This window comes from Rhodanobacter hydrolyticus (assembly GCF_044904645.1).
This window is the reverse complement of record NZ_JADIKK010000008.1, coordinates 679,887-700,750: the sequence shown is the minus strand read 5'-3', so window position 1 is coordinate 700,750 and position 20,864 is coordinate 679,887. Positions and strand designations below refer to the sequence as shown.

18 protein-coding genes are annotated in these 20,864 nt (G+C 65.9%); 2 read left to right on the top strand and 16 right to left on the bottom strand.

Annotated elements, in window-relative coordinates; all coding sequences use genetic code 11:
* Positions 1-4: 4 nt before the first annotated feature.
* From ISP25_RS05560 to ISP25_RS05535, 6 genes are all read right to left on the bottom strand, one after another.
* A complete protein-coding gene (locus ISP25_RS05560; RefSeq protein ID WP_404612317.1) occupies positions 5-454 on the bottom strand; it encodes a hypothetical protein in 450 nt (149 codons plus the stop codon).
* Between the two features lie 69 nt (positions 455-523).
* A complete protein-coding gene (locus ISP25_RS05555; RefSeq protein WP_404612315.1) occupies positions 524-2,566 on the bottom strand; it encodes an alkaline phosphatase family protein in 2,043 nt (680 codons plus the stop codon).
* 557 nt (positions 2,567-3,123) lie between these two features.
* Positions 3,124-4,794 carry a multicopper oxidase family protein gene (locus tag ISP25_RS05550; protein WP_192155156.1) on the bottom strand — a complete coding sequence of 557 codons (1,671 nt, stop codon included), beginning with the start codon at positions 4,792-4,794 and terminating at the stop codon, positions 3,124-3,126.
* A 129-nt stretch (positions 4,795-4,923) separates the two neighbouring features.
* Positions 4,924-5,337 (bottom strand): DoxX family protein, encoded by a 414-nt coding sequence (locus ISP25_RS05545; protein ID WP_404612313.1) that lies wholly within the window; start codon positions 5,335-5,337, stop codon positions 4,924-4,926.
* 117 nt (positions 5,338-5,454) lie between these two features.
* Positions 5,455-5,937, bottom strand: a complete 483-nt coding sequence (locus tag ISP25_RS05540; RefSeq protein ID WP_404612311.1) for a peroxiredoxin — start codon at positions 5,935-5,937, stop codon at positions 5,455-5,457.
* Positions 5,934-7,742, bottom strand: a complete 1,809-nt coding sequence (locus ISP25_RS05535; protein WP_404612309.1) for a peptide-N4-asparagine amidase — start codon at positions 7,740-7,742, stop codon at positions 5,934-5,936. Before ISP25_RS05535 ends, ISP25_RS05540 begins: the two co-directional genes overlap by 4 nt.
* Before the next feature lie 158 nt (positions 7,743-7,900).
* Here ISP25_RS05535 and ISP25_RS05530 point away from each other — a divergent pair, with 158 nt between their 5' ends.
* Both ISP25_RS05530 and ISP25_RS05525 read left to right on the top strand, forming a co-directional pair.
* Entirely contained in the window at positions 7,901-8,341 is a 441-nt protein-coding gene (locus ISP25_RS05530; RefSeq protein ID WP_192155164.1) for an Hsp20/alpha crystallin family protein, read from the top strand.
* Between the two features lie 88 nt (positions 8,342-8,429).
* The gene (locus ISP25_RS05525) at positions 8,430-9,329 is read left to right on the top strand and encodes a DnaJ C-terminal domain-containing protein (protein ID WP_404612307.1); all 900 of its coding nucleotides are present in this window, start codon (positions 8,430-8,432) and stop codon (positions 9,327-9,329) included.
* A 146-nt stretch (positions 9,330-9,475) separates the two neighbouring features.
* Here ISP25_RS05525 and pilH read toward each other — a convergent pair whose 3' ends face one another.
* The 10 genes from pilH to ISP25_RS05475 all read right to left on the bottom strand — a co-directional run bounded on the left by pilH (position 9,476) and on the right by ISP25_RS05475 (position 20,730).
* Positions 9,476-9,841 (bottom strand): twitching motility response regulator PilH, encoded by a 366-nt coding sequence (gene pilH / locus ISP25_RS05520; RefSeq protein WP_192155168.1) that lies wholly within the window; start codon positions 9,839-9,841, stop codon positions 9,476-9,478.
* A 73-nt stretch (positions 9,842-9,914) separates the two neighbouring features.
* The gene (locus ISP25_RS05515) at positions 9,915-10,907 is read right to left on the bottom strand and encodes an acrylyl-CoA reductase family protein (RefSeq protein WP_404612304.1); all 993 of its coding nucleotides are present in this window, start codon (positions 10,905-10,907) and stop codon (positions 9,915-9,917) included.
* Positions 10,908-10,919: 12 nt separating this feature from the next.
* Complete coding sequence (locus tag ISP25_RS05510; RefSeq protein ID WP_404612302.1) at positions 10,920-11,516, bottom strand: LOG family protein; 597 nt, start codon at positions 11,514-11,516, stop codon at positions 10,920-10,922.
* 74 nt (positions 11,517-11,590) lie between these two features.
* Positions 11,591-11,860, bottom strand: coding sequence for a hypothetical protein (locus tag ISP25_RS05505; protein WP_404612300.1), 270 nt, complete (start codon positions 11,858-11,860; stop codon positions 11,591-11,593).
* Positions 11,861-11,953: 93 nt separating this feature from the next.
* Positions 11,954-13,378: a dihydrolipoyl dehydrogenase gene (gene lpdA / locus ISP25_RS05500; protein WP_404612298.1), complete on the bottom strand. Its 1,425-nt coding sequence runs from the start codon at positions 13,376-13,378 to the stop codon at positions 11,954-11,956.
* 137 nt (positions 13,379-13,515) lie between these two features.
* Positions 13,516-14,709 carry a 2-oxoglutarate dehydrogenase complex dihydrolipoyllysine-residue succinyltransferase gene (odhB, locus tag ISP25_RS05495; protein WP_404612296.1) on the bottom strand — a complete coding sequence of 398 codons (1,194 nt, stop codon included), beginning with the start codon at positions 14,707-14,709 and terminating at the stop codon, positions 13,516-13,518.
* Positions 14,710-14,766: 57 nt separating this feature from the next.
* A complete protein-coding gene (locus tag ISP25_RS05490) occupies positions 14,767-17,610 on the bottom strand; it encodes a 2-oxoglutarate dehydrogenase E1 component (RefSeq protein WP_404612294.1) in 2,844 nt (947 codons plus the stop codon).
* 171 nt (positions 17,611-17,781) lie between these two features.
* Positions 17,782-18,291 (bottom strand): DUF7931 domain-containing protein, encoded by a 510-nt coding sequence (locus ISP25_RS05485; RefSeq protein WP_404612292.1) that lies wholly within the window; start codon positions 18,289-18,291, stop codon positions 17,782-17,784.
* The gene (locus ISP25_RS05480; RefSeq protein WP_404612290.1) at positions 18,288-19,496 is read right to left on the bottom strand and encodes a JmjC domain-containing protein; all 1,209 of its coding nucleotides are present in this window, start codon (positions 19,494-19,496) and stop codon (positions 18,288-18,290) included. The genes ISP25_RS05485 and ISP25_RS05480 overlap by 4 nt, the downstream gene beginning before the upstream one ends.
* 484 nt (positions 19,497-19,980) lie before the next feature.
* A complete protein-coding gene (locus ISP25_RS05475) occupies positions 19,981-20,730 on the bottom strand; it encodes a sulfite exporter TauE/SafE family protein (RefSeq protein ID WP_192155181.1) in 750 nt (249 codons plus the stop codon).
* Positions 20,731-20,864 lie beyond the last annotated feature (134 nt).

The following is a 20,864-nucleotide window of genomic DNA, read 5'->3' as shown; positions in this document are numbered from 1 at the left end:
TGCTTCAATCACTGGGGCTGGTGCAGGCGGCGACCCGCGCGCCTTCGACCTGCAGCACCTGGTGCCCACCCAGCGCGACGTCGCCGGTGTAGTGCTGGGGCGAGTCGAGCGTGATGCGGCCCTGGCCCGAGCGTGTGCCGCAATGGATCTGCCACGCCAACGCAGTGCTGGCGCGATGTTCGTTGCTGCGCTGGCAGGCGGCGTCCGGCGCCATTGTGTCCACGAAGGTCGTCCATGGGTCGCCGCCGTCGTAAAGGCACTTCCATTTCACCTGCGTCGGCGGGGCATGGTCTTTTGCGACGGAGCGCAAGGTGATCTTCCACAAGCCGGGCATGGTCTGGAAATCGCCGGGATCGGCTTGCACGACGGAAGTCAGCGCGCAGGCAGCAACGGACAGCAGCAAGCGGGCAATTGCGCGGGAGTGGCGTGCGACGAATCGCGTGGTCTGGGTCATGGAAGATTCCCGGTCTGGCAACGGCAAAGCCCCGTCCACCGGAGTGGACGGGGCATGCCTTGCGGGGTTTCAGTTCTTGGCTGCGGCGACGGTGCTGCCGTCCTGCTGCCAATCGCGATGGAAGTCGAACATGTCCATCAGGTCGCCGATGGCCGGGGCGTTGACCGGCACATACGGGTTGTTGCGGAACTGGACCGGGTTCGGCAGGTTGTCGCGGCTGCGGCGGGAAATGGTTTCGTCGATCCCCCAGTTGGCCTCGACGAATTTGTCGAACGACACGTGATCGAAGTAGGTGTGCACCACGTGGCCGCCGGTCGAGTACTTCGACACCACCAGCAGCGGGATGCGCGTGCCGTCGCCGAAGAAGTCGATCGGCTGCACGTAGCCGGAGTCGTAGTAACCGCCGCCTTCGTCGAAGGTGATCATGATCGCGGTGTTGTTCCAGAGCGTCGGATTGGCCTGGACCATCTGCACGATCTTCTGCACGTAGCCTTCGTACAGTTCCAGCTTGGAGGAAGCCGGGTGGCCGTCGAGCAGGCCATCCGGCTTGGCGATCGCCACGGCCGGCAGCGTGCCGTTCTGGATGTCGCTGTAAAGATTGTTGATGTCCTGGTTGTTCGCGCGCAGCTTGGCGTTGGTCATGACCTGCGTGGAATACAGGAACGGGTCGCAGATGTTGCAGAAGGTGCCGGCTTCGCCGGATTCCGTGCCGTTGGCCCAGCCTTCGCCGTAATACTTCCAGCTGACGTGGTGACGGGCCAGCAGCAAGGCAAGATTGTCCTGCTTGGTCGGCGGAACGGTGTACTGGTCGGTGCCCAGCGGAGCCGGCTCACCGGTGCCCAGGTAACCGGGGTTGTAGTTGTTGACCAGGTAGTACGCGCCGGCCTTGCAGTCCGTGCCGCGGAAGGTGTGATAGGGCAGGCCCTTCAGGTAGCTGCGCACCGCGCCCACGCCGGGTTGCGAATCGTCGGCGCAATCGACGTAGGAGCCGCCGCTGTAGCCGTCCTGCACCCACCAGTTGTTGGTGCCGCTTTGCGAGTTCGGGTTTTCGATCTGGTTGGTCGGCGGCACGGCGGGATCGCCGTTCGCGTCGGCGTAATAGATCGCGTCGCCGAAGCCCAGCATGATGTGGTTGGCGCCCGTGCCACCCATCACCGACTGGTGGAAGTTGTCGCTCAGCGCGTACTTCTCGGCCAGCTGCTTGAAGTAGGGCGCATCGCCTTGCGCCATGTTGAGGAACTGCATCGAGGTGGAGCCTTCACCCGTGCTTTCGTCCGTGAAGTTCGCAGCCTGCGTCTTGCCGTTGTTGCCGGCGCCCATGGTGGTTTCCACCCAGGGGAAGAGGTCCGCGCGGCAGCCACTGGGATTCTTCGTGGTGGCGCTGGCGGTGCTGCAATCCAGCTGCTGCCACATCTGGAAGAAGCGATGCACCGGGCTGTTGGCGTAATCGTTGTAGCTGATCGATGCGTGCATATCCACCGGCGCATTCGGCAGCGTGCCCGGGAAGCGCGTGTCGACCACGTCATTGGGCAGCCCCGTGCCGCCCTCGGCAAGCTCGGTGTAGTCGTCGCTCGGCAACGCTGGTTCGATCGCGGCGGCCTGCGCGGCGGAAGCGAGGTAGGGCTGCGTCGGCGCGCCGCCGGTGTTCATCGCCGGCAGGTTGGCATACGGGCCGACCCGCGTGGGCGAATTCGAATAATCGCCCGTCTGGGTTGCCTGCCACTGCTGCGCCTTGGCCACGTTCGGGCCGGGCGTGCCGTCGGCGTTGACGATGCCTTCGGACAGCAGGTTATTCACGGTCTGGCCGGCAGGCGGCGTGTAGGTGGCGAAAACGTGGTCGAAGGTCCGGTTCTCGCCGATCAGCAGGATCACGTGCTTGATCGGCGTGCGTGTGCGGTTGCTGTCGTCCTGGTCGTCGCCCGGGGTATGCAGCGTCACGATGCCGCCGGGCAGTCCATGCACCGGCGTGGTGCTCGTATGCGGCACGTTGGAGCGGAAGGTTGCGTCGTTCTGCGAGGTGTTCGTCTGTGCATTGGCAACGCCGACGATACCGGTTGCCAACATGCACAGCGCGAAAGGTTTCAAGCGGGTACTGCCGAATTTCCTGGACATGACTGGTCTCTCCTGTCGGCTTTCTGCGTGCCGGCTCGAGTGGTCCCCCTGATTGCGCTTGCGCATGCAGCTGCCTTGCGCCAGCCGAAACACAGTGCACCGGCTGCATGACGTGGTGTTGGCAACGGCGCGACACGACGGTCGCGGGAGATGACAGTGCTGCGACAAGAGATGGACCGCGCCGCTCGATTCGCGCCCAGACACTTACGCGTGACCAGGGCTTGGTCAAAATCTTCTCTCCGAATTACTTGAAGAAAGGGGCTGTGTTGCCGCAAGTAACAAGGCGGCTTCGAGCGTCTGCCGGCGCCCGAACCACTTCTCTTTCTCAGCCCGCGCCGCCAAACGAGCAGTGGCGAACGGCGAAGCCGGCCCGAAGGGCGGAGGGATGGACGCCCGGAGTAAAAGAAGTGGCCTAGGGAAACGGCCCGGTTCAATCCGCCGGAATTACAGGTGGGCCATCTTGAGGATGTGGGAGCCATTCCCGCCCGTGCGATAGCCGGTGCGGCCACGTCGAGCCATATCTGGACTGGGCTTTTCCGGTTCGTCGTTGGCGGAGATTATGCGGAGCCCTTGGGCGGCATCTCGGGAAGCACGTCGTACGGGCGCATCATTTCGTTGTCCTCGTGTTCGAGGAAATGGCAGTGCCAGACGTAGCGTCCCGGCTCGCCTTCGAAGCGCATCGCGATGCGCGTCACCATGCCAGGGTCCGCGCGCACCGTGTCTTTCCAGCCCATTTCGTGCGGCTCGGGCGTCTGCGCCGGACCGGTGAACTTCAGCTCCCGACGGGCGTTCCAGGCGAACAGGTCGAAGGGACGGCGGTCCAGCAACTGGAAGCGCACCAGATGCAAATGGATCGGGTGCGCGTCGCCGGTGAGATTGACGAAGCTCCAGGTTTCCACGCTGTGCTGGCGAGGGTTCTCGCTGACCGGAGCGGACCACCGCTTGCCGTCGAGCAGCATCTGCAAGGCATTGCCGTTGGCGTCATCGGTTTCGTTGAGCGTCATCACGCGATGTTGTGCGGCGGCCTCCGGGTCGATGCGAGGCACGGCGCGCAATGCCGCAGGCAGCGCAGACGTGTCGCGCCGGCCGCCGTCGCGCACGCGGAATTCGAGGATGCCGTGCGACTGATGGCGCAGTTGCAGAGTCTTGCCGGCGACGCCGGCGAAATCGATCACCACATCCGCACGTTCGGCGGGGTACAGCGCGATGCGCGCACGTTCCAGCGGCGCGGGCAGGAGCCCCTGGTCGCTGGCGATCTGCTGGAACGGCTGGTCGTGCGACAGCGACAGATCGAAGAAGCTGGTATTGGCGGCATTGAGCAGGCGAAAGCGATACCTGCGCGGCTCGACTTCGAGATACGGGAAGATCCTGCCGTTGCACAGCGGCAGGTTGCCGTTGCACTGCATGACCCAGGGCGCATCCGGATCGTCGGAAACCGGGTAGTAGAGTTGGCCGTCCTGCGCCACCAGGCGATCGCAGAGGATCAGCGGAAGGTCGTAATCGCCGGATGGCAGACCGAGTGCCAGCTCATCCGGATCGCGCACGATGTAGGTGCCGACCAGTCCAGCGTAGATGTTCAGTCGGGTGATGCCCATCGCGTGGTCGTGGTACCAGAGCGTGGCGGCATCCTGTCCGTTCGGGTAGAGGTAGAGCCTGGAATGCCCCGGCGTGTACCACTCTTCCGGGTAGCCGTCCGCATGGGCCGGTACACGCGCGCCATGCACGTGGGTCACGGTGCGTACTTCGGGATGGGCTTTCTCCGCACCATGGAGGTTGTGGTCGATCGGCAAGAAGTGTCGCGTCGGCAAAGCATTCGCCCACTCGACCAGCAGCGGCTCGCCGCGCATGGCCTCGATCGTCGGCCCGGGGAACTGGCCACCGTAACCCCACAGGGCGGTGGGCGGCACATCGCGGTGCAGGCGTGCCTTGAACGCGCGCATTTCCATCCGATAGCAAGGCAGCTTGTGCCCAGGGAATGCCGGATGCGTGCGCTGCTCCGTCGCACGCGCCGTCGGCGGAATCGGCAATGGATCGACGAAGCGCGCCAGCGATGCGGGGTTGATCAGCGGCACCTTGGGTGCCGCGAGCATCGCCGCCGAGGTGCGTGACGCCATCGGCATGGCCATGGAGGAAGCGAACGCTGCAGCCGGGTGCCGGATGTCGGCCAATGCGCCGACCCCGATCAGGCTGCCGGTGCCACGGAGGAAATCGCGTCGGGTGATGGCCATGCCGGCCACCCTAGGCAGGCTGGATGACAAATCGATGAAAGCGGGGCTTCCCGACGCAGGTCGCAACCCGCATCGGCCCCGGCGCTTTACGGGTAGCCGCGGTGCAGGTTCCTGCTGGCGTACCTCGCCTTACCTGCGATCGAGCGAGTACTTGCCGGGACCGGTGAGACACAGCAGCAACAGGCCGCCGATGATCGAGAGGTTCTTGTAGAAGTTGATCATGTTCGCGGCGCGCTCGGCGCCGGCCATGGTCCAGAAGTGATGGCCGACCAGTGCCGTGCCCAGCGTGTACAGAGCCATCAACAGTGCCAGTGGCCTGGTGCAGATGCCAAGCATGATCGCCAGGCCCACGACGAATTCCATCGCGATCACGACCACCGCGGCCAGTGCAGGCAGCGGCAGGCCTTCCGACGCCATGTAGGCGGTGGTGCCCGCGAAGTCGGTCAGCTTGCTCCAGCCGAACAGCACGAACAGCATCATCAGCAGCAAGCGGGCCAGCAACAGCACCTCGTTCCTGCGGCTTTCCAGCAGCGTGTAGCGCATGGTGGATCCCCTTGGCACTTGGGTTGGTACGCATCAACTGGTGGCCGCCGCCGGTACGCGACGGGTGGCGCAGGACGACTATACGGCAACCAACACGGCCGCTCTCTGTGACCTTGCTCAGGCCTGGACGGCACCGAGCATCGCCTCCGCGCTGGAAACGCGGAACTCGCCCGGCGCCTCCACGTGCAGTTGGCGCACCACGCCGTCTTCCGCGTACAGCGCGAAGCGGCGTGCGCGCAGGCCCATGCCGTAGCTGCTGCCGTCCAGTTCCAGGCCCAGCGCGCGGGTGAAGGCGGCATTGCCGTCGGCGATCAGCAGCAGGTCGTGCGGCACGTGTTGCGCTTCGGCCCATGCCTTCATCACGTGGGCGTCGTTGACCGACAGGCACATCACCTCGATGCCACGCTCGAGGAAATCGCGGTGGTGCGTCACGTAGCCGGGCAGGTGCCGGTTGGAGCAGGTGGGCGTGAACGCGCCAGGCACGGCGAACAGCACCACCTTGCGCTTGGCGAACAGCTCGCCGGTGCGGGTCTCGCGGATGCCGTCGCCGACGAGGCGGACTTCGACGTCAGGCAGGGTCTGGCCGATCTGGATACTCATGGTGTGCGTCCCAAGTTCGTGGATGGCCGTCCAAACGATGGGTCCTCTGGACAGGTCTGGTTCGTAGCGACAGCGACCACGGCCTGGTTGCGCGTCTCCACGCGGCGCGCATAGCAATTGCCCTGCGAGTCGCCGTAGCTGAAGGTCTGCAGGCCGTTCTGTCCGCGCGAGCCCGTGATGGCCGTGCCGCCGGCGTTGAAGTCGGTGTTGCTGTGGCTTTCGAGATGGTTGGTCAGCATGGATCCGTAGCTCACGCGCTTGCCTTCCATATTCCGGCGCGCGCTTTCGTAACCCTGCTGCAGGGTGATGTCGGCGGTGAAGTCGCCGCCGGCATGCACCTGCTTGCGGATGTCGATCGTCAGCGGGTAATACAGACGATGCCGCTTTTGCGTCGTGCCGGCGTCGGTGGTGGTCGTCACGTCATCGTCCACCCGCGAGGTCATGCGTATGTACTGGTGGTAGATGCCTTGCGCGGTGAGATCGAAGGTCTGGTCGTTGTCGAAGCCAGCGTTCTGCGCGACCTGCGTGACGACCTTGCCGCGCGAGGTCTGCAACTCGCCGGTGATCGCATAGGTACCGCGTTGCCGGGTATCAACCTCGCCATGCAGCGTGTCTCCCGTGCCGTGGTCGAAGTGGCGTTGCACCTTCGGCTGCAAGGTGCCCTGTTGCGTCGCCAGCGTATTCTGCGTGAGCTTGCCCGTGAGCACCTCAACCCCATGGTCGCGCCAGACCAGCAGGTTCGCGGCGAGGCTGAAAAAGTCGTGTGCACCCAGCACGCGCACCGCCAGGGTATGCGGCTTGCCGTCGTCCAGCAGTGCGGCGAAGGGCGTCAGGTCCATGCGGTACGGGATGAAGTTGAGCGTCTGAATGTCCGGCGTCGGGCGCCACAGGTTGGGATCCACGCCGCCGGTGTAGGTCCACGGATAGACCGGCGCGCGACCGGCCGGCTGGCCGTCGATGCTCACGGCCACCTCGCGGTAGTTGCCGCCGCCGCATTGCTCCAGCGGGTCGCCGGCGTTCGGCGGCCCCAGCGAGAATTCGCGCGTGGGTTCCACGTCGGCATCGTCGATGCACATGTACCACTGCTCGTCCACGGCCTGGCTCTGCGCAATCAGGTCCAGCGCCACGCGCTCGACGTTGCGCGGCAGGGTGAGAGCGCGCGCGAGCGCCTGCGTTTCGTCCTGCACATCCACCGGATGTCCGCCGCTGTCACCGACAAGGCCGATGGCAAGATCGGCGGGTGCCGGATCGGTATGGCCTGCCGCCGGATAGAACACCAGCCGCGCGCTGCCGTGGATCACGCTGTCGCGCTTGCCGCCGACCCAGTTGTTGAGGACGACCTGCCCATGCCCGGCGTTGCGGAACAGGCTGGCGTAGTCCGTCACGTCGCGCTCGACGTGCCAGTGCGGCGCGACCTTGGCACCGGGTTCCTGTGTGGTGCCGTAGTAAAGGTTCACCCCACCGAGCCACAGGCTGGCCGTGCGGTCGTATTGCCGCCCGGCATCCACCGAGAAATCCGCTTCCAGTACGACCTTGGCCCATGATCCAGCGCACTGCGCGGGTGGGGTGTAGCTAAATTCGCGTGGCTTCGCATCGCGCGAGGTGGATTCGCCGTGGTCGTCGAAGGCGACGTTCGCATACAGGTCCACGACGCAAGCCGTGCCGGAAGGACGCGGCACCGGCGCGTCGGCGATGGCGACGCCGCGGTCGCCCACGGCGGGTGTCGGTGTCGTTGTCTGCGCCACCGCGAATGCGGCCGGCAATGCCAGCACGAGGAAAAGGCCGGGTTGAATCAGGTGGCGCATGAAGATCATCCAGGGGGTGCTTCGAACATGAACCCCAAGCATGCACCCGATCGCATCCCCTGGCGAGCAATTGCGCGCGCCGCCTTGAATCGGAAACCGCCGCACCTATTTCTGCTGGCAGGCGGCGACGTGCCGCAATCCATTCGAGGAGTTTTGCGATGAGCCTGAATCATCATGTGATGTGGAGCCTGCCGCGCGATGCGCGGGCGTTCCGGCATGCGTTCGACCGTTTCACGGAGTCCGGCGAGGCCCAGGGCACTGCCGCGGCATGGTCGCCGCGCGTGGACGTGCGCGAGGAGGCCGAACGCTTCGTGATCCATGCCGATGTGCCCGGCGTCGATCCGGCGGCCATCGACGTGAGCATGGACAAGAACGTTCTTTCGATCAGCGGCGAGCGCGCGGCGGAAGCGGCCGATGCGTCCGGTCTTGGCGTGCACCGGGAGCGTCCCCATGGCGCATTCCTGCGCCGGTTCACACTGCCCGAGAGCGCGGATGCCGAGCGCATCACCGCCAGCAACCGGCATGGCGTGCTGGAGATCGCGATACCGAAGAAAGCCGAGAGCGCGCCGCGCCGCATCGTGGTCGATACCGCCCACTGATTCGCGGCAGCTTGCGAGCGCGGCCCGTGGCGGACGATGATCCGCCACGGGCCGCTTGGCGTTGATGCAGTTGTGCGAAGGAGTGGCGGTGGAATCCAAAGACTATTACGAGATCCTTGGCGTGAAGCCCGATGCCGGCGAAGCGGAGATCAAGACCGCCTATCGCAAGCTCGCGCGCAAGTACCACCCGGACAAGAACAAGGAAGCGGGGGCGGAAGACAAGTTCAAGGAAGCGAACGAGGCGCAGGAAGTGCTGCTCGACTCCGAGAAGCGTCGCACCTACGACCAGTGGCGTGCCGGCGGCTATCGCGGTCACGAACCGTTTCGGCCAGGGGCCGCCGGGCAGGGACAGCCTTTCGACTTCGGTGGTGAGGGTGACTTCAGCGATTTCTTCGAAAACCTGTTTGGCAACCGTGGCGGTGCTCAGCGCGGCCAGCGTGGTCAACCGCGCGCGCGCCGCGGACAGGATGTGCAGGCCCAGGTGATGGTCGATTTGCAGACTGCGTTCGACGGCGGCCGCACGCGCGTCTCCCTGCACGACGGCCATGGCGGCGAGCGCGTGCTGGAGGTGAAGATCCCTGCCGGCATCCAGCCAGGCCAGTCGATACGGCTGGCGGGGCAGGGGCATCCTGGTCACAGCGGTGGCCCGAACGGCGACCTGTTGCTGGAAATCGGCATTCGCGACAACGCGCGCTTCAAACTGGACGGCCGTAACGTGCTGCATGTTCTGCCGATCAGCCCGTGGGAAGCGGCGCTGGGTGCCACGGTACCGGTACCGACTCTGGCCGGCACGGTGGAGCTGCGCATTCCTGCGGGTTCGCAGTCGGGTCGCAAGCTGCGCCTGAAGGGGCGAGGCATGCCGGGAGCGCAACCCGGCGACCAGTTTGTGGAACTGTCGATACGCGCACCGGTGGCGGACAACGACAAGCAGCGTGCGGCCTACGAAGCGTTGCGCAAACAGTTCGCCGACTACGATCCACGCCAATGAGCATCGGACGCCGGCAGCGGAAATGCCGGGAACGACTACGGCATCGTGTCAGCGACGGCCTGCGGCGCGATCCTCGAGGATGGTGATCGCATAACAAAAATGGCGCCACGAGGCGCCATTTTCATCGATGCACACGGAAGCCCGGTTCAGGCCGGAAGCAGTTCCTTGAGGGTCGCGATCAACTCTTCTTCCTTGATCGGCTTGGTGACGTAGGCCTTCGCACCCTGGCGCATGCCCCACACCTTGTCGGTTTCCTGATCCTTGGTGGTCACCAGCACCACCGGGATGTGCGCGGTGGCTGCATCCTTGCTGATCGTGCGGGTGGCCTGGAAGCCATTGAGGTTGGGCATCACCACGTCCATCAGGATCAGGTCGGGGATCTCGCGCTTGGCAACCTCGACGCCGGCGGCGCCGTCTTCGGCGGTGAGGGTTTCGTGACCGAGTTTTTCGACGATGCGCTTCAGGCCCAGGAGCTGCGAGGGCGAGTCGTCGACGATCAGGATGCGTGCCATAAGCCAGTTTTCCCCTTGTTAGCGGTTCGGTGGATTCTATGCTTCTGGCGCCACGCTTCCAAGGTGCGCGGCATCAAGCAGCGACGCGCACCACGGTGCGGCCGAAGGAGTCGCCGGCCAGCATGCGGTCGAACACTTCGGGCAGCTCGTCCAGCGTGGCCTCGCGGGTGGCGACGCGCGCCAGGTGGCGCGGCTTCCAGTCGCCCGCAAGATATTGCCAGACGCGTTCGCGCATGTGCCGCGCAGTACCGGCCGAGGCCACGCCCAGCAGGTTCACGCCGCGGATGATGAAGGGCATCACCGTGCTGTCGAAGGCGATGCCGCCGGCGTTGCCGCAGATCGCCACGTTGCCGTAGGGCTCGATCAGCGGCAGCAGGCCGGCCAGCATTGCGCCGCCCACGTTGTCCAGCGCGCCGCCGAAGCGGGCCGAGTCCATCGGCTTGCCGCTGAAGGCGAGCTGGTGGCGGTCGATGCATGCGGCGGCGCCCAGCGATTCCAGATGGGCGAAGTGATCGGCCTTGCCGCTGATCGCATGCACCTCGTAGCCGGCGCGGCTGAAGATGTCGATGGCGAGCTGGCCCACCCCGCCGCTGGCGCCGGTGACGGCGATGGGGCCGAGCGCGGGCGTCTGGCCGTTATCCAGCATGTGCAACAGCGCCAGCGCGGCGGTGAAGCCGGCCGTGCCGAGGACCATGCTTTCGCGCAGGTCGAGGGTCGCGGGCAGCGGAATCGTCCAGCGCGCATCCAGCCGTGCGTATTCGGCATAGCCGCCGTCGCGCGTCTCGGACAGGCCGCTGCCGGTGCACAGCACGGCGTCGCCCTCCTTGAACCTCGGGTCGATGGAAGCGGCCACGTGGCCGGCCACGTCGATGCCGCCGTTGAGCGGGTACTGGCGCAGGATGCGGCCCTTGCCGGTACCAGCCAGCGCATCCTTGTAGTTCACCGAGGAGTACGCCACCTTGACCAGCACCTCGCCGGGCGTCAGCGCGTCGGTGTCCATGGCCTCGATGCCGGCGTGGCAGCTGCTGCCGTCGTTGTGGATGCGAAAGGCGCGGAAGGTGGTCATGGGATTCTCCGATCAGGCCTTGATGCTGGCCGGGCCGATCACGCGGGCGGCATTGCCGCCGTCGTAGTTTTCCATCCAGTCGAACAGCGAGGAGATGGTCGCACCGAACCAGAGGCTCTCGCGCTGGCCCGGCTGCACGAAACCTTCGGCCACCATGTGGTCAACCGCTGCGCGCAATGGAGCGTAGTAGCCGCGCACGTCGAGGAAGGCGCAGGGATGACGGTGCAGCCCGAGCTGCGCCCAGGTCAGCATCTCGAACATCTCGTCCATGGTGCCGAAGCCGCCGGGCAGGGCGACGAAGGCCTCGGAAAGTTCGTACATGCGCGTCTTGCGCTGGTGCATGGTGTCCACCACCACCAGTTCGCTGAGGCCCTTGTGCGCCACCTCGCGTTCGACCAGTTGGCGCGGGATCACGCCGATGACCTTGCCGCCGCCGGCCAGCACGGCGTCGGCCACCGTGCCCATCAGGCCTACCTTGCCGCCGCCATAGACCAGCGCGATGCCGCGCCTGGCCATTTCGGTGCCGAAGGCGCGGGCCTGCTCGGCGTATTCGGGATGCCTGCCGGGGCTGGAGCCGCAGTAGACGCAGAGGGCGGTGGGTTGGGGCATGGTTTTATAAATCTTGGGCGATGGAAGAATGTCGAAGTAATGAGTCGACGCTTGAACCAAGCGAGCAACCTACCTCACTTGACCCGGCCATTGAGAGCAAGAAGTCGGGCGACCACGGCGGCGCCAATTTTCTCAAACAGTTGAGCGCTGAGCGTCATGTCTTCGAGCTCCGAGTTTGGAAGCTCCGGGGTGAATGTGTAGAAGTAATCGTGCCGCCAATTAATGGGGTTCACATCTTTATCGGCGATGACGTCATCGAAGAAAAGCCGGCTTGTGCCGTTGCCCATATCGCGAAGGCAGGCCACCAGTCCTTTCGGGCTCCTGATTTTGTCGTCGAGATCCATGTGACTCTACGCCTCGTTATTTGGCCAATGCCCTAGAAAAAGAACGGCCCGCTCATGTCGCCACGAGCGGGCCGCATTGTCGCTGCGGGGCGATCAGTTGCCCTTGTGGATGGCGCGCTTGTCCACCGACAGCGCCGCCTCGTGCACGGCTTCCGACAGGGTCGGGTGGGCGTGCACGATGCGGGCGAGGTCTTCGGAGGAGCCCTTGAACTCCATCGCCACCACGCATTCGGCGATCAGCTCGGACACACCCGGGCCAACCATGTGCACGCCGAGGATGCGGTCGGTATCGGCGTGGGCGATCATCTTCACCTGGCCCACGGCCTCGTTCATCGCCACGGCGCGGCCGATGGCGGCGAACGGGAAGGTGCCGACCTTGTACGGGATGCCGGCATCCTTCAGTTCCTTCTCGGTCTTGCCGGCCCAGGCCACTTCCGGCTCGGTGTAGATCACGAAGGGCACGGTGTCGTAGTTGACGTGGCCGGCCTTGCCGGCGATCCACTCGGCCACCGCCACGCCTTCCTCGGAACCCTTGTGCGCCAGCATCGGGCCGCGCACCGCGTCGCCGATCGCCCACACGCCGTCGACGCCGGTGTGGCAGTGCTCGTCGACCATGATGCGGCCGCGCTCGTCCAGCTTCACGCCGGTGTCCTCGGCCAGCAAGCCGGTGCTGTAAGCGCGGCGGCCCACGGCCACCAGCAGCTTGTCGACCACCAGCTGCTGCTCGCCGCTCTTGTCGGTGTAGGTGAGGTGCACGCCGTCCTTCTTCACCTCGGCCTTGTTGAGCTTGGCGTCGAGCTTGATGTCCAGGCCCTGCTTGGCGAATTCCTTGGCGGCGAGCTTGGCAATGTCGGCATCGGCCACCGAGAGGAAGTCCGGCAGCGCCTCGATGATCGTCACTTCCGAGCCCATGCGGCGCCACACGCTGCCGAGTTCGAGGCCGATCACGCCAGCGCCGATCACGCCCAGGCGCTTCGGCACTTCGGTGAAGTCCAGCGCGCCGGCGTTGTCCACGATGTTCTTGCCATCGAACTTGGCGAACGGCAGCTCGATCGGCACCGAGCCCGAGGCGAGGATCACGTTGGTGGCGCTGATCGTCTGCTTGGAGCCGTCGGCCGCGGTGATCTCGACATTGTTGCCCTTCAGCAGCTTACCGGTGCCGAAATACGGGGTGACCTTGTTCGCCTTGAACAGCTGGCCGATGCCGCCGGTGAACTGCTTGACGATCTTGTCCTTGCGGCCGATGAAGGTGGCCATGTCGACCTTGGCGTCCTTCACGCTGATGCCGTGCACCGGGAAGTTGTGCGCGATGTTCCAGTACTGGCGCGAGGAATCCAGCAGCGCCTTGGACGGGATGCAGCCCACGTTGAGGCAGGTGCCGCCCAGTGCCTGCTTGCCGTCCTTGCCGGTGAAGGCATCCACGCAGGCGGTCTTCAGGCCCAGCTGCGCGGCGCGGATCGCGGCCACGTAGCCGGCCGGGCCGGCGCCGATGACGATGACGTCGAATTTGTCGCTCATGTCGTTTCTCGCTTTTTCCCTCTCCCGGCGGGAGAGGGTGGCCGAAGGCCGGGTGAGGGTACGGGCGGAGCGAGGCGTTGCGGCGGTGCCGAACCCTCACCCCAACCCCTCTCCCGGCGGGAGAGGGGCGCGAGGCATCAGATGCCCAGCAGCATCTTGTGCGGATTTTCGAGCTGGTTCTTGATGTCCACCAGGAACAGCACCGCGTCCTTGCCGTCGATGATGCGGTGGTCGTAACTGATCGCGAGGTACATCATCGGCGCGGCGATCACCTGGCCGTTCTCGACGATGGCGCGATCCTTGATCGTGTGCATGCCGAGGATGGCGCTCTGCGGCGGATTCACGATCGGGGTGGAGAGCAGCGAACCGAAGGTGCCGCCGTTGGTGATGGTGAAGGTGCCGCCCTGCAGGTCTTCCAGGGTGAGCTTGCCGTCGCGCGCCTTCTTGGCGTAGTCGGCGATGCCCTTCTCGATGTCCGCGAAGCTCATGTTCTCGGCATTGCGCAGCACCGGGGTGACCAGACCCTTGTCGGTGGAGACGGCGATGGAGACGTCCTGGTAACCGTGGTAGATGACGTCGTTACCGTCCACCGAAGCATTGATGATCGGGTGGCGCTTCAGCGCCTCGACCGTGGCCTTGACGAAGAAACTCATGAAGCCGAGCTTGACGCCATGCTCCTTCTGGAACTGCTCGCCGAGATCCTTGCGCATCTTGCTGACCGCGGCCAGGTTCACTTCGTTGAACGAGGTGAGCATGGCGATCGAGTTCTTCGACTGCATCAGGCGCTCGGCGATCTTGGCGCGCATGCGGGTCATCGGCACGCGCTCTTCCGGGCGTGCGCCCGGAGTGGCGGCCGCCGGTGCGGCAGGCGCAGCCGCCGGACGCGAGCCGGCGTTGACCACGTCTTCCTTGATGATGCGGCCGTCGCGGCCGGTGCCGGCGATGCCGGACGGATCGACCTTGTTCTCGGTGGCGACGCGCTGGGCGGCCGGCGAGAGTTCGGCAGCGGCAGCCTTCGGCGCGGCAGGCGCGGGAGCGGGAGCTGCGGCGGCGGGCGCCGGGGCAGTCGCCGGGGCAGCCGCTGCGGCGGCCGCGCCTTCCTCAATGACCGCGATCACCTGCTGGCTGTTCACCGTCGCGCCGCTCTCGAACTTGATTTCCTTGAGCACGCCGTCGACCGGGGCCGGCACTTCCAGCACTACCTTGTCGGTTTCCAGGTCGACCAGGTTCTCGTCGCGCTTCACCGCCTCGCCGGCCTTCTTGTGCCAGGTGGCGATGGTGGCGTCGGAGACCGACTCGGGCAGAACGGGGACTTTGACTTCAGTGGACATGGGTTGATCCTGTGGTTTTGCGCCCGGCTATGGGCGCGAAAATCGGTCTGGGTGATTTTATTCTGCCGAGTGGTCGGTGCCGACCGGCGCGACCAGCGCCTGCTCGACCAGCGCAGCCTGCTCGGCCACGTGGTCGTTGAGGTGGCCCGCGGCCGGTGCGGCCGAACGTGCGCGACCGGCGTAGGAGAGGCTCTGCTTGGCACCCACGCAAGCCTGCAGGTGGTGGCGGATCTGGAACCAGGCGCCCTGGTTCATCGGCTCTTCCTGGCACCACACCACTTCCTTGGCGGAGGGGTATTTATCCAGTTCGGCCACGACTTCGGCGCGCGGGAACGGGTAGAGCTGTTCCACGCGCACGATGGCGACGTCGTTTGCACCGCGCTTCTCGGCCTCTTCCAGCAGGTCGTAATAGACCTTGCCCGCGCACAGCACGATGCGCTTGACCTTTTTCGCCGCGAGGTCGCGGTGCTCGCCGATCACCAGCTGGAAGCTGCCGTCGGCCAGCTCGTCCAGCGTGGAGACGGCCAGCTTGTGGCGCAGCAGCGACTTCGGCGTCATCACGATCAGCGGCTTGCGCACTGGGCGCAGCATCTGGCGGCGGATCATGTGGAAATCCTGCGCCGGCGTCGTTGGCACGCAGACCTGCATGTTCTCCATCGCGCACAGCTGCAGGAAGCGCTCGAGGCGGGCGGAGGAATGCTCCGGGCCCTGGCCTTCGTAGCCGTGCGGCAGGTACAGCGCCAGGCCGCACAGGCGGTCCCACTTGGCTTCGCCGGAGCTGATGAACTGGTCGATCACCACCTGCGCGCCGTTGGCGAAGTCGCCGAACTGCGCTTCCCAGATGTTGAGCGTGTGCGGGTCGGTGGTGGCGTGGCCGTATTCGAAGGCCATCACCGCTTCTTCGCTGAGCAGCGAGTCGATCACTTCCACGTCCGCGTCGGCGCGCAGCGTGGCCAGCGGCATGAAGGTATGGCCGTCCTTCTGGTCGTGCAGCACGGCGTGGCGGTGGAAGAAGGTGCCGCGACCGGCGTCCTGGCCCACCAGGCGCAGGTTGTGGCCTTCGTCGATCAGGCTGGCGTAGGCGAGGTTCTCGGCGAAGCCCCAGTCGCCCGGCTGCTCGCCGGCGGCCATCTTGCGGCGGTCGTCGTAGATCTTGGCGACGCGCGACTGCAGCGTGATGTCCTTGGGGATGTCCAGGATGCGCTTGGCCAGCTCGATCAGCTTCGCCTTCGGCAGACTGGTGTCGGCCGGAGTGGAAAGCTTGTTGCCGAGGAAGCGGCTCCAGTCCACCTCGACGTCCTTGGTCAGCGACGGATGCAGTTCGGTCATCGCCGAACCGGCTTCAAGGCGGTCCCGGTAGGCGTCGAACTGCTTCTGGGCGTCGCCGTCGGCCAGCACGCCCTGCTGCACCAGCGCGCGCGCGTACAGCTCGCGCGTGGTCGGCAGTTTCTTGATCACCTGGTACATCACCGGCTGCGTGGCGGAGGGTTCGTCCGCCTCGTTGTGGCCGTGGCGGCGGTAGCAGACCAGGTCGATCACCACGTCCTTGCGGAACTGTTTGCGGAATTCGTAGGCGAGCCGGGTGACCTGGATCACCGCTTCCGGATCGTCGCCGTTCACGTGCCACACCGGCGCGTTCACCATCTTGGCGAGGTCGGTGCAGTACAGCGTGGAGCGGGCGTCCTGCGGGTTGGAGGTGGTGAAGCCCACCTGGTTGTTGACCACGATGTGCAAGGTGCCGCCGACCTTGAAGCCGCGGGCCTGCGACATGTTGAACAGTTCCATGTTCACGCCCTGGCCGGCCATCGCCGCATCGCCGTGGATCAGCACGGGGAAGGCGGTGGTGCGGTTGCCGTCCTTGCGGCGCACCTGGCGCGCATGCACGGAGCCGGCCACCACCGGGTTGACGATTTCCAGATGCGAGGGGTTGAACGCCAGCGCCACGTGGGTGCCGCCCTGCGGCGTGCGCACGTCGGCGGAGAAGCCCATGTGGTACTTCACGTCGCCGGAATGGGCGCCATCGTCGTGGTCGTGGTGCTCGAACTTGCCCTCGAACTCGTTGAACAGGGTCTTCGGCGGCTTGCCGAGGATGTTCACCAGCACGTTGAGGCGGCCGCGGTGGGCCATGCCGATCACCACGTCCTTGATGCCGTTGTCGCCGGCGGCCCGCACCACGTCGTCGATCATCGGGATCAGGCTGTCGCCGCCTTCCAGCGAGAAGCGCTTCTGGCCTACGTATTTCGTGTGGAGGTAGCGCTCCAGGCCTTCCGCGGCGGTGAGGCCGTCGAGGACGCGCTGCTTGCCGGCCTTGTCGAGACCGGCGCTGCCGTTGGCCTGTTCGAGGCGCGAGTAGATCCAGTTGCGCTGCGCGTGGTCGGAGATGTGCATGAACTCCGTGCCCACCGTGCCGGTGTACACCTTCTTCAGGCGTGCCAGCAGCTCGCGCAGCTTCATGCGCTGGCCGCCGCCGGCGAAGTTGCCGCAGTCGAATTCGGTGTCGAGATCGGCGTCGGCAAGCCCGTGGAACGCGAGGCCCAGGTCGGGCGCTTCCATCTTGTGGGCCAGGCCCAGCGGGTCGAGGTTGGCGGCGAGGTGGCCGCGCGAACGGTAGGCGGTCAGGATGCGCAGCACACCGGCCTGCTTGCGCGCGTGCTCGTCGCTGACCGGGGCGGCCACCGCGACGTGGCGCTGTTTCTGGGCTGCCTCGATGCGCGAGATGGCACCGCCGTGCGGCACGTCGCCGGCCTCGCGGCCCTTGAACGTCTCGAAATACTTGCTCCATTCGGCGGGCACCGACGCGGGATCGGTGAGCCAGGAGTCGTACAAGGATTCGACGTAATCGGCGTTGCCGCCAGCGAGTTGGGAAGATTCGGAGAACTCGCGGATCAGGTTTGTACTCACGTCACCACCGGCAGGGGAAGGGAGGCTTGCAGCGATCTCGGGGGCGGGGATCGCCGGAAAAATGTTGTTAATTATAGACCCGGGCTGCTGCGACGCGGCAACCCGGGAACGGCCCGATTCGGCCGATTGCGACCAAAAGCGAATAGCCATGGGCCGTGCGTTCAGCAGGCGCTACAAATCCAGGTTCTGCAATTCGCTGGCACGGACGGAGCGCCCCCAGATCTCGTCGAACTGCTGCTGCAGCGGCACCTGTGCGGGGCGGTCGGTCAGCGCCATGCGCCCCTGTGGCTGACTGGCGTCGGGCAAGTAGAGGTATCCGCCGGTGTCGTTGACCAGCCAGCCGCTGGTGTTCTGGCGGTCCGCGTCTTCCACCGGCGTGCGGATGGCGATCGCGCTGGGCAGGCGCTGGAACAGCAGGATCAACCGATGGCCGTCGCGCAGCGCGGCAGCCGGGTCGTGCAGCAGGATGCGGATGTCGGCGCGCCGGCCGGAAGTGGCGATGCGCTTGAGTTCCGCCAGTTCCGCATCGTTGGCGTAGTCATCGCGACCCAGGAGGGGCAGGTGCAGCACCAACTGGTTGCGCGTGGCGGCCAGCAGTTGCAGGCGCGCGGCGGCCAGCGCTTCGCGGCTGTCGATGGCGCGGCGGCCGTCGTCCCGGGTGCTTTCCGTCTGGATATTCACCGGCGGCGCGCCTTGCGCAGGACCAGATGACCGTCGTTGACCAGGGCCAGCAGCAAGGCAAGCACTGCCGCCGAAGGCGCCGCGCCTGGCGCGATTTCGCTTTGCGCGCACAGCTGTCTCGCCAGTGCGGGTGGCGCAGGCCACGCGTGGCCGTTCGCATACAAGGCGCAGCCGGATTTGCCTCGGCTCCAGGCCATGCGCGACCACGGGTGGCGCAGCAGGTGTGCGCCAGCAGCGAGCTGCTTGCGCAGCGCGGCTTCGTCCAGGGAGCGGTCGGGAAGGGCCGGGGTCTGCGCGTTCCGATAGCGTGTGATGAAGCGGCCGAACCAGTCACGCAGGGTTTCTTCATCCAGTGCGGCAGCGAACGGCAATGTCTTGCGCAGCCGCGCCAGCGCGGCCTCGTCGATCTCGCCGGTTGCCCTGGCCGGTGCGAGGTCCGGATCGGTGTAGCGCTGGTCTTCGTGCAGCCGCTCGGCGAGGTAGTCGGCAAGGTCACCGGTCAGCTCTCCTTGCGAGGGCGCACGCATGCCCACCGAGAACGTCATGCACGGGCCGCCGAAAGCCACGCCGTCGTGCGGTACCCCGGGTGGCAGGTAGAGCATGTCGCCCGGATCGAGCAGCCATTCGTGGGTGGGCTCGAACTGGCGCAGCTGTTTCAGTTCGATGTCGGTGCGGAAATCGCGCGGCGCATCGGGATCGGTGCTGATCGCCCAGTGCCGCTGGCCCAGCCCCTGCAGTAGGAATACGTCGTACTGGTCCACGTGCGCGCCAACGCCGCCGCCGGGCTCGGCATAGGAAACCATGATGTCGTCTACGCGCCAGCTCGGCAGGAAGGCGAAGGGTTCCAGCAGGGCGGCCACGTCGGCGTCCCACTTGTCCACGTCCTGCACCAGCAGCGTCCAGTTGGCATCGCCGGTCTTGGCGAAGTCGGCTTCGGCCAGCGGACCGGTCTTCACCTGCCAGCGTTCGCGCGCCTCGTCGTGGCGGATCAATCGCGACAGCGCGCCGTCCTCGCAGGCTAGGCCGGCCAGGTCTTCCGGCGCGATCGGCGGCACGAAATCCGGGAAGGCGTTGCGGATCAGCAGCGGGCGCTTCTGCCAGTAGTCGCGCAGGAATTGCGCCGGCGGCATGCCCAGCGGGTGGCGGGCGGAGCCGCGGACTTCGATGGGGAGAGTGGGCTTGCGGGGAGTGGGGGCGCGTTTCATTGGCGCATTGTAATCGGCAGCGTTGGCGATGCTTTACTCGCTGATCGTTTTTCTCGCTTGCGGGGCGGACAGTTTCTGCTTGTCGTCTCGCAAGTTTCGGAGCGCCTTCGCCCGCCACCCCTGCGCGGCCTGATCCTCCACGCCTTACCGTCGCATAGAGACCCCGGAAAATCGGTGTGCTCCAGCACGCGGGAGCAACGGCAAGAACGGAAGAGCCGAAGCAAAGCGGCGCCAAAGTGAAGCGAAGCGCTCTTAGTGTTGATCGTCATCCCAGCGAAAGCTGGGGTCCAGTGACTGCATGGGTCGAATGGAAACGATCACCACCGGATGACCGGCTTCGCTGTCGTGGAGCTTCACCGGCCTGTGCCGGGACGACGAGCGTATGAATCCTCAGTTTCGTATGGCCCTCAGTCCAATCTGTCGCGAAGCCCCTGCGAATGCCTTTCCTGACCCGGCCCCAAAAGGGGAAGCGGGCAAAGCCAAGTTAATACAGCATCCGTACCACGTTGTTGATACCCAACGCCAACACCGCTAATCCAGCGAGCACGGTGGCGGCACGCGCCGGAATCCGCCGGATGAAGAACGCGCCGAACGGCGCGGCAAGGATGCCGCCTGCGATCAAGCCAAGCACGGCGACCACATGGCCAGCGCCAATGCCGAACAGGAAGGCAGCGCTGGCGGCAATGCTCACCACACACTTGGCCAGATGCACGCTGCCGATCACCACGCGTGGCTGCAAGCCGCGGGCGAGCAGGGCGGTGGCGGTGAGCGCGCTCCAGCCACCGCCGCCGACGGCGTCCAGGAAGCCGGCGACCACGCCGAGCAGGGACGTGCCGCGCGGTGGCTCGGTGCGTTCGCCGGACCGACGCGACTTGCGCAGCAAAAGGAACAGGCCCATGCCCAGCAGGTAGGGCGTCAGCGCGATGCGCATCCACGATGCAGGCATATGCACGGCCAGCCATACCCCGAGCAGGGCGCCGACTGCGCCGGGGATCGCCAGCACAAGGAACAGCCGTCGCCGCACATTGCCCGCCAGCAGATGGCTCAGTCCCGACGCGCCACAGGTAAAGGTTTCGGCGTAGTGCACGCTGGCGCTGGCCATCACCGGTGGCATGCCCAGCCCCAGCAGCAGGCCCGCCGAGGTCACGCCGTAGGCCATGCCCAGCGCGCCGTCCACCAGTTGGGCGGCGGTGCCGACGAGGGCAAAGACGAGGAATTCCGGCAGGTTGCTCATCGGTGCTCGCAGAAGGGTGGCTGACGCATGTCAGCACGCATGCCGGCATGCCGGAAATGAGCGGCCCGCATAAGCACATGCACACAAATGTTTTCTTTACATGGGCGCGGCGGCAATAGCATGCACGAATGGGC

Coding starts and splice junctions, on each gene's coding strand:
- ISP25_RS05560 (WP_404612317.1), bottom strand. CDS start 454: ATGACCCAGACCACGCGATTCGTCGCACGCCACTCCCGCGCAATTGCC.
- ISP25_RS05555 (WP_404612315.1), bottom strand. CDS start 2,566: ATGTCCAGGAAATTCGGCAGTACCCGCTTGAAACCTTTCGCGCTGTGC.
- ISP25_RS05550 (WP_192155156.1), bottom strand. CDS start 4,794: ATGGCCATCACCCGACGCGATTTCCTCCGTGGCACCGGCAGCCTGATC.
- ISP25_RS05545 (WP_404612313.1), bottom strand. CDS start 5,337: ATGCGCTACACGCTGCTGGAAAGCCGCAGGAACGAGGTGCTGTTGCTG.
- ISP25_RS05540 (WP_404612311.1), bottom strand. CDS start 5,937: ATGAGTATCCAGATCGGCCAGACCCTGCCTGACGTCGAAGTCCGCCTC.
- ISP25_RS05535 (WP_404612309.1), bottom strand. CDS start 7,742: ATGCGCCACCTGATTCAACCCGGCCTTTTCCTCGTGCTGGCATTGCCG.
- ISP25_RS05530 (WP_192155164.1), top strand. CDS start 7,901: ATGAGCCTGAATCATCATGTGATGTGGAGCCTGCCGCGCGATGCGCGG.
- pilH (WP_192155168.1), bottom strand. CDS start 9,841: ATGGCACGCATCCTGATCGTCGACGACTCGCCCTCGCAGCTCCTGGGC.
- ISP25_RS05515 (WP_404612304.1), bottom strand. CDS start 10,907: ATGACCACCTTCCGCGCCTTTCGCATCCACAACGACGGCAGCAGCTGC.
- ISP25_RS05510 (WP_404612302.1), bottom strand. CDS start 11,516: ATGCCCCAACCCACCGCCCTCTGCGTCTACTGCGGCTCCAGCCCCGGC.
- ISP25_RS05505 (WP_404612300.1), bottom strand. CDS start 11,860: ATGGATCTCGACGACAAAATCAGGAGCCCGAAAGGACTGGTGGCCTGC.
- lpdA (WP_404612298.1), bottom strand. CDS start 13,378: ATGAGCGACAAATTCGACGTCATCGTCATCGGCGCCGGCCCGGCCGGC.
- odhB (WP_404612296.1), bottom strand. CDS start 14,709: ATGTCCACTGAAGTCAAAGTCCCCGTTCTGCCCGAGTCGGTCTCCGAC.
- ISP25_RS05480 (WP_404612290.1), bottom strand. CDS start 19,496: ATGAAACGCGCCCCCACTCCCCGCAAGCCCACTCTCCCCATCGAAGTC.
- ISP25_RS05475 (WP_192155181.1), bottom strand. CDS start 20,730: ATGAGCAACCTGCCGGAATTCCTCGTCTTTGCCCTCGTCGGCACCGCC.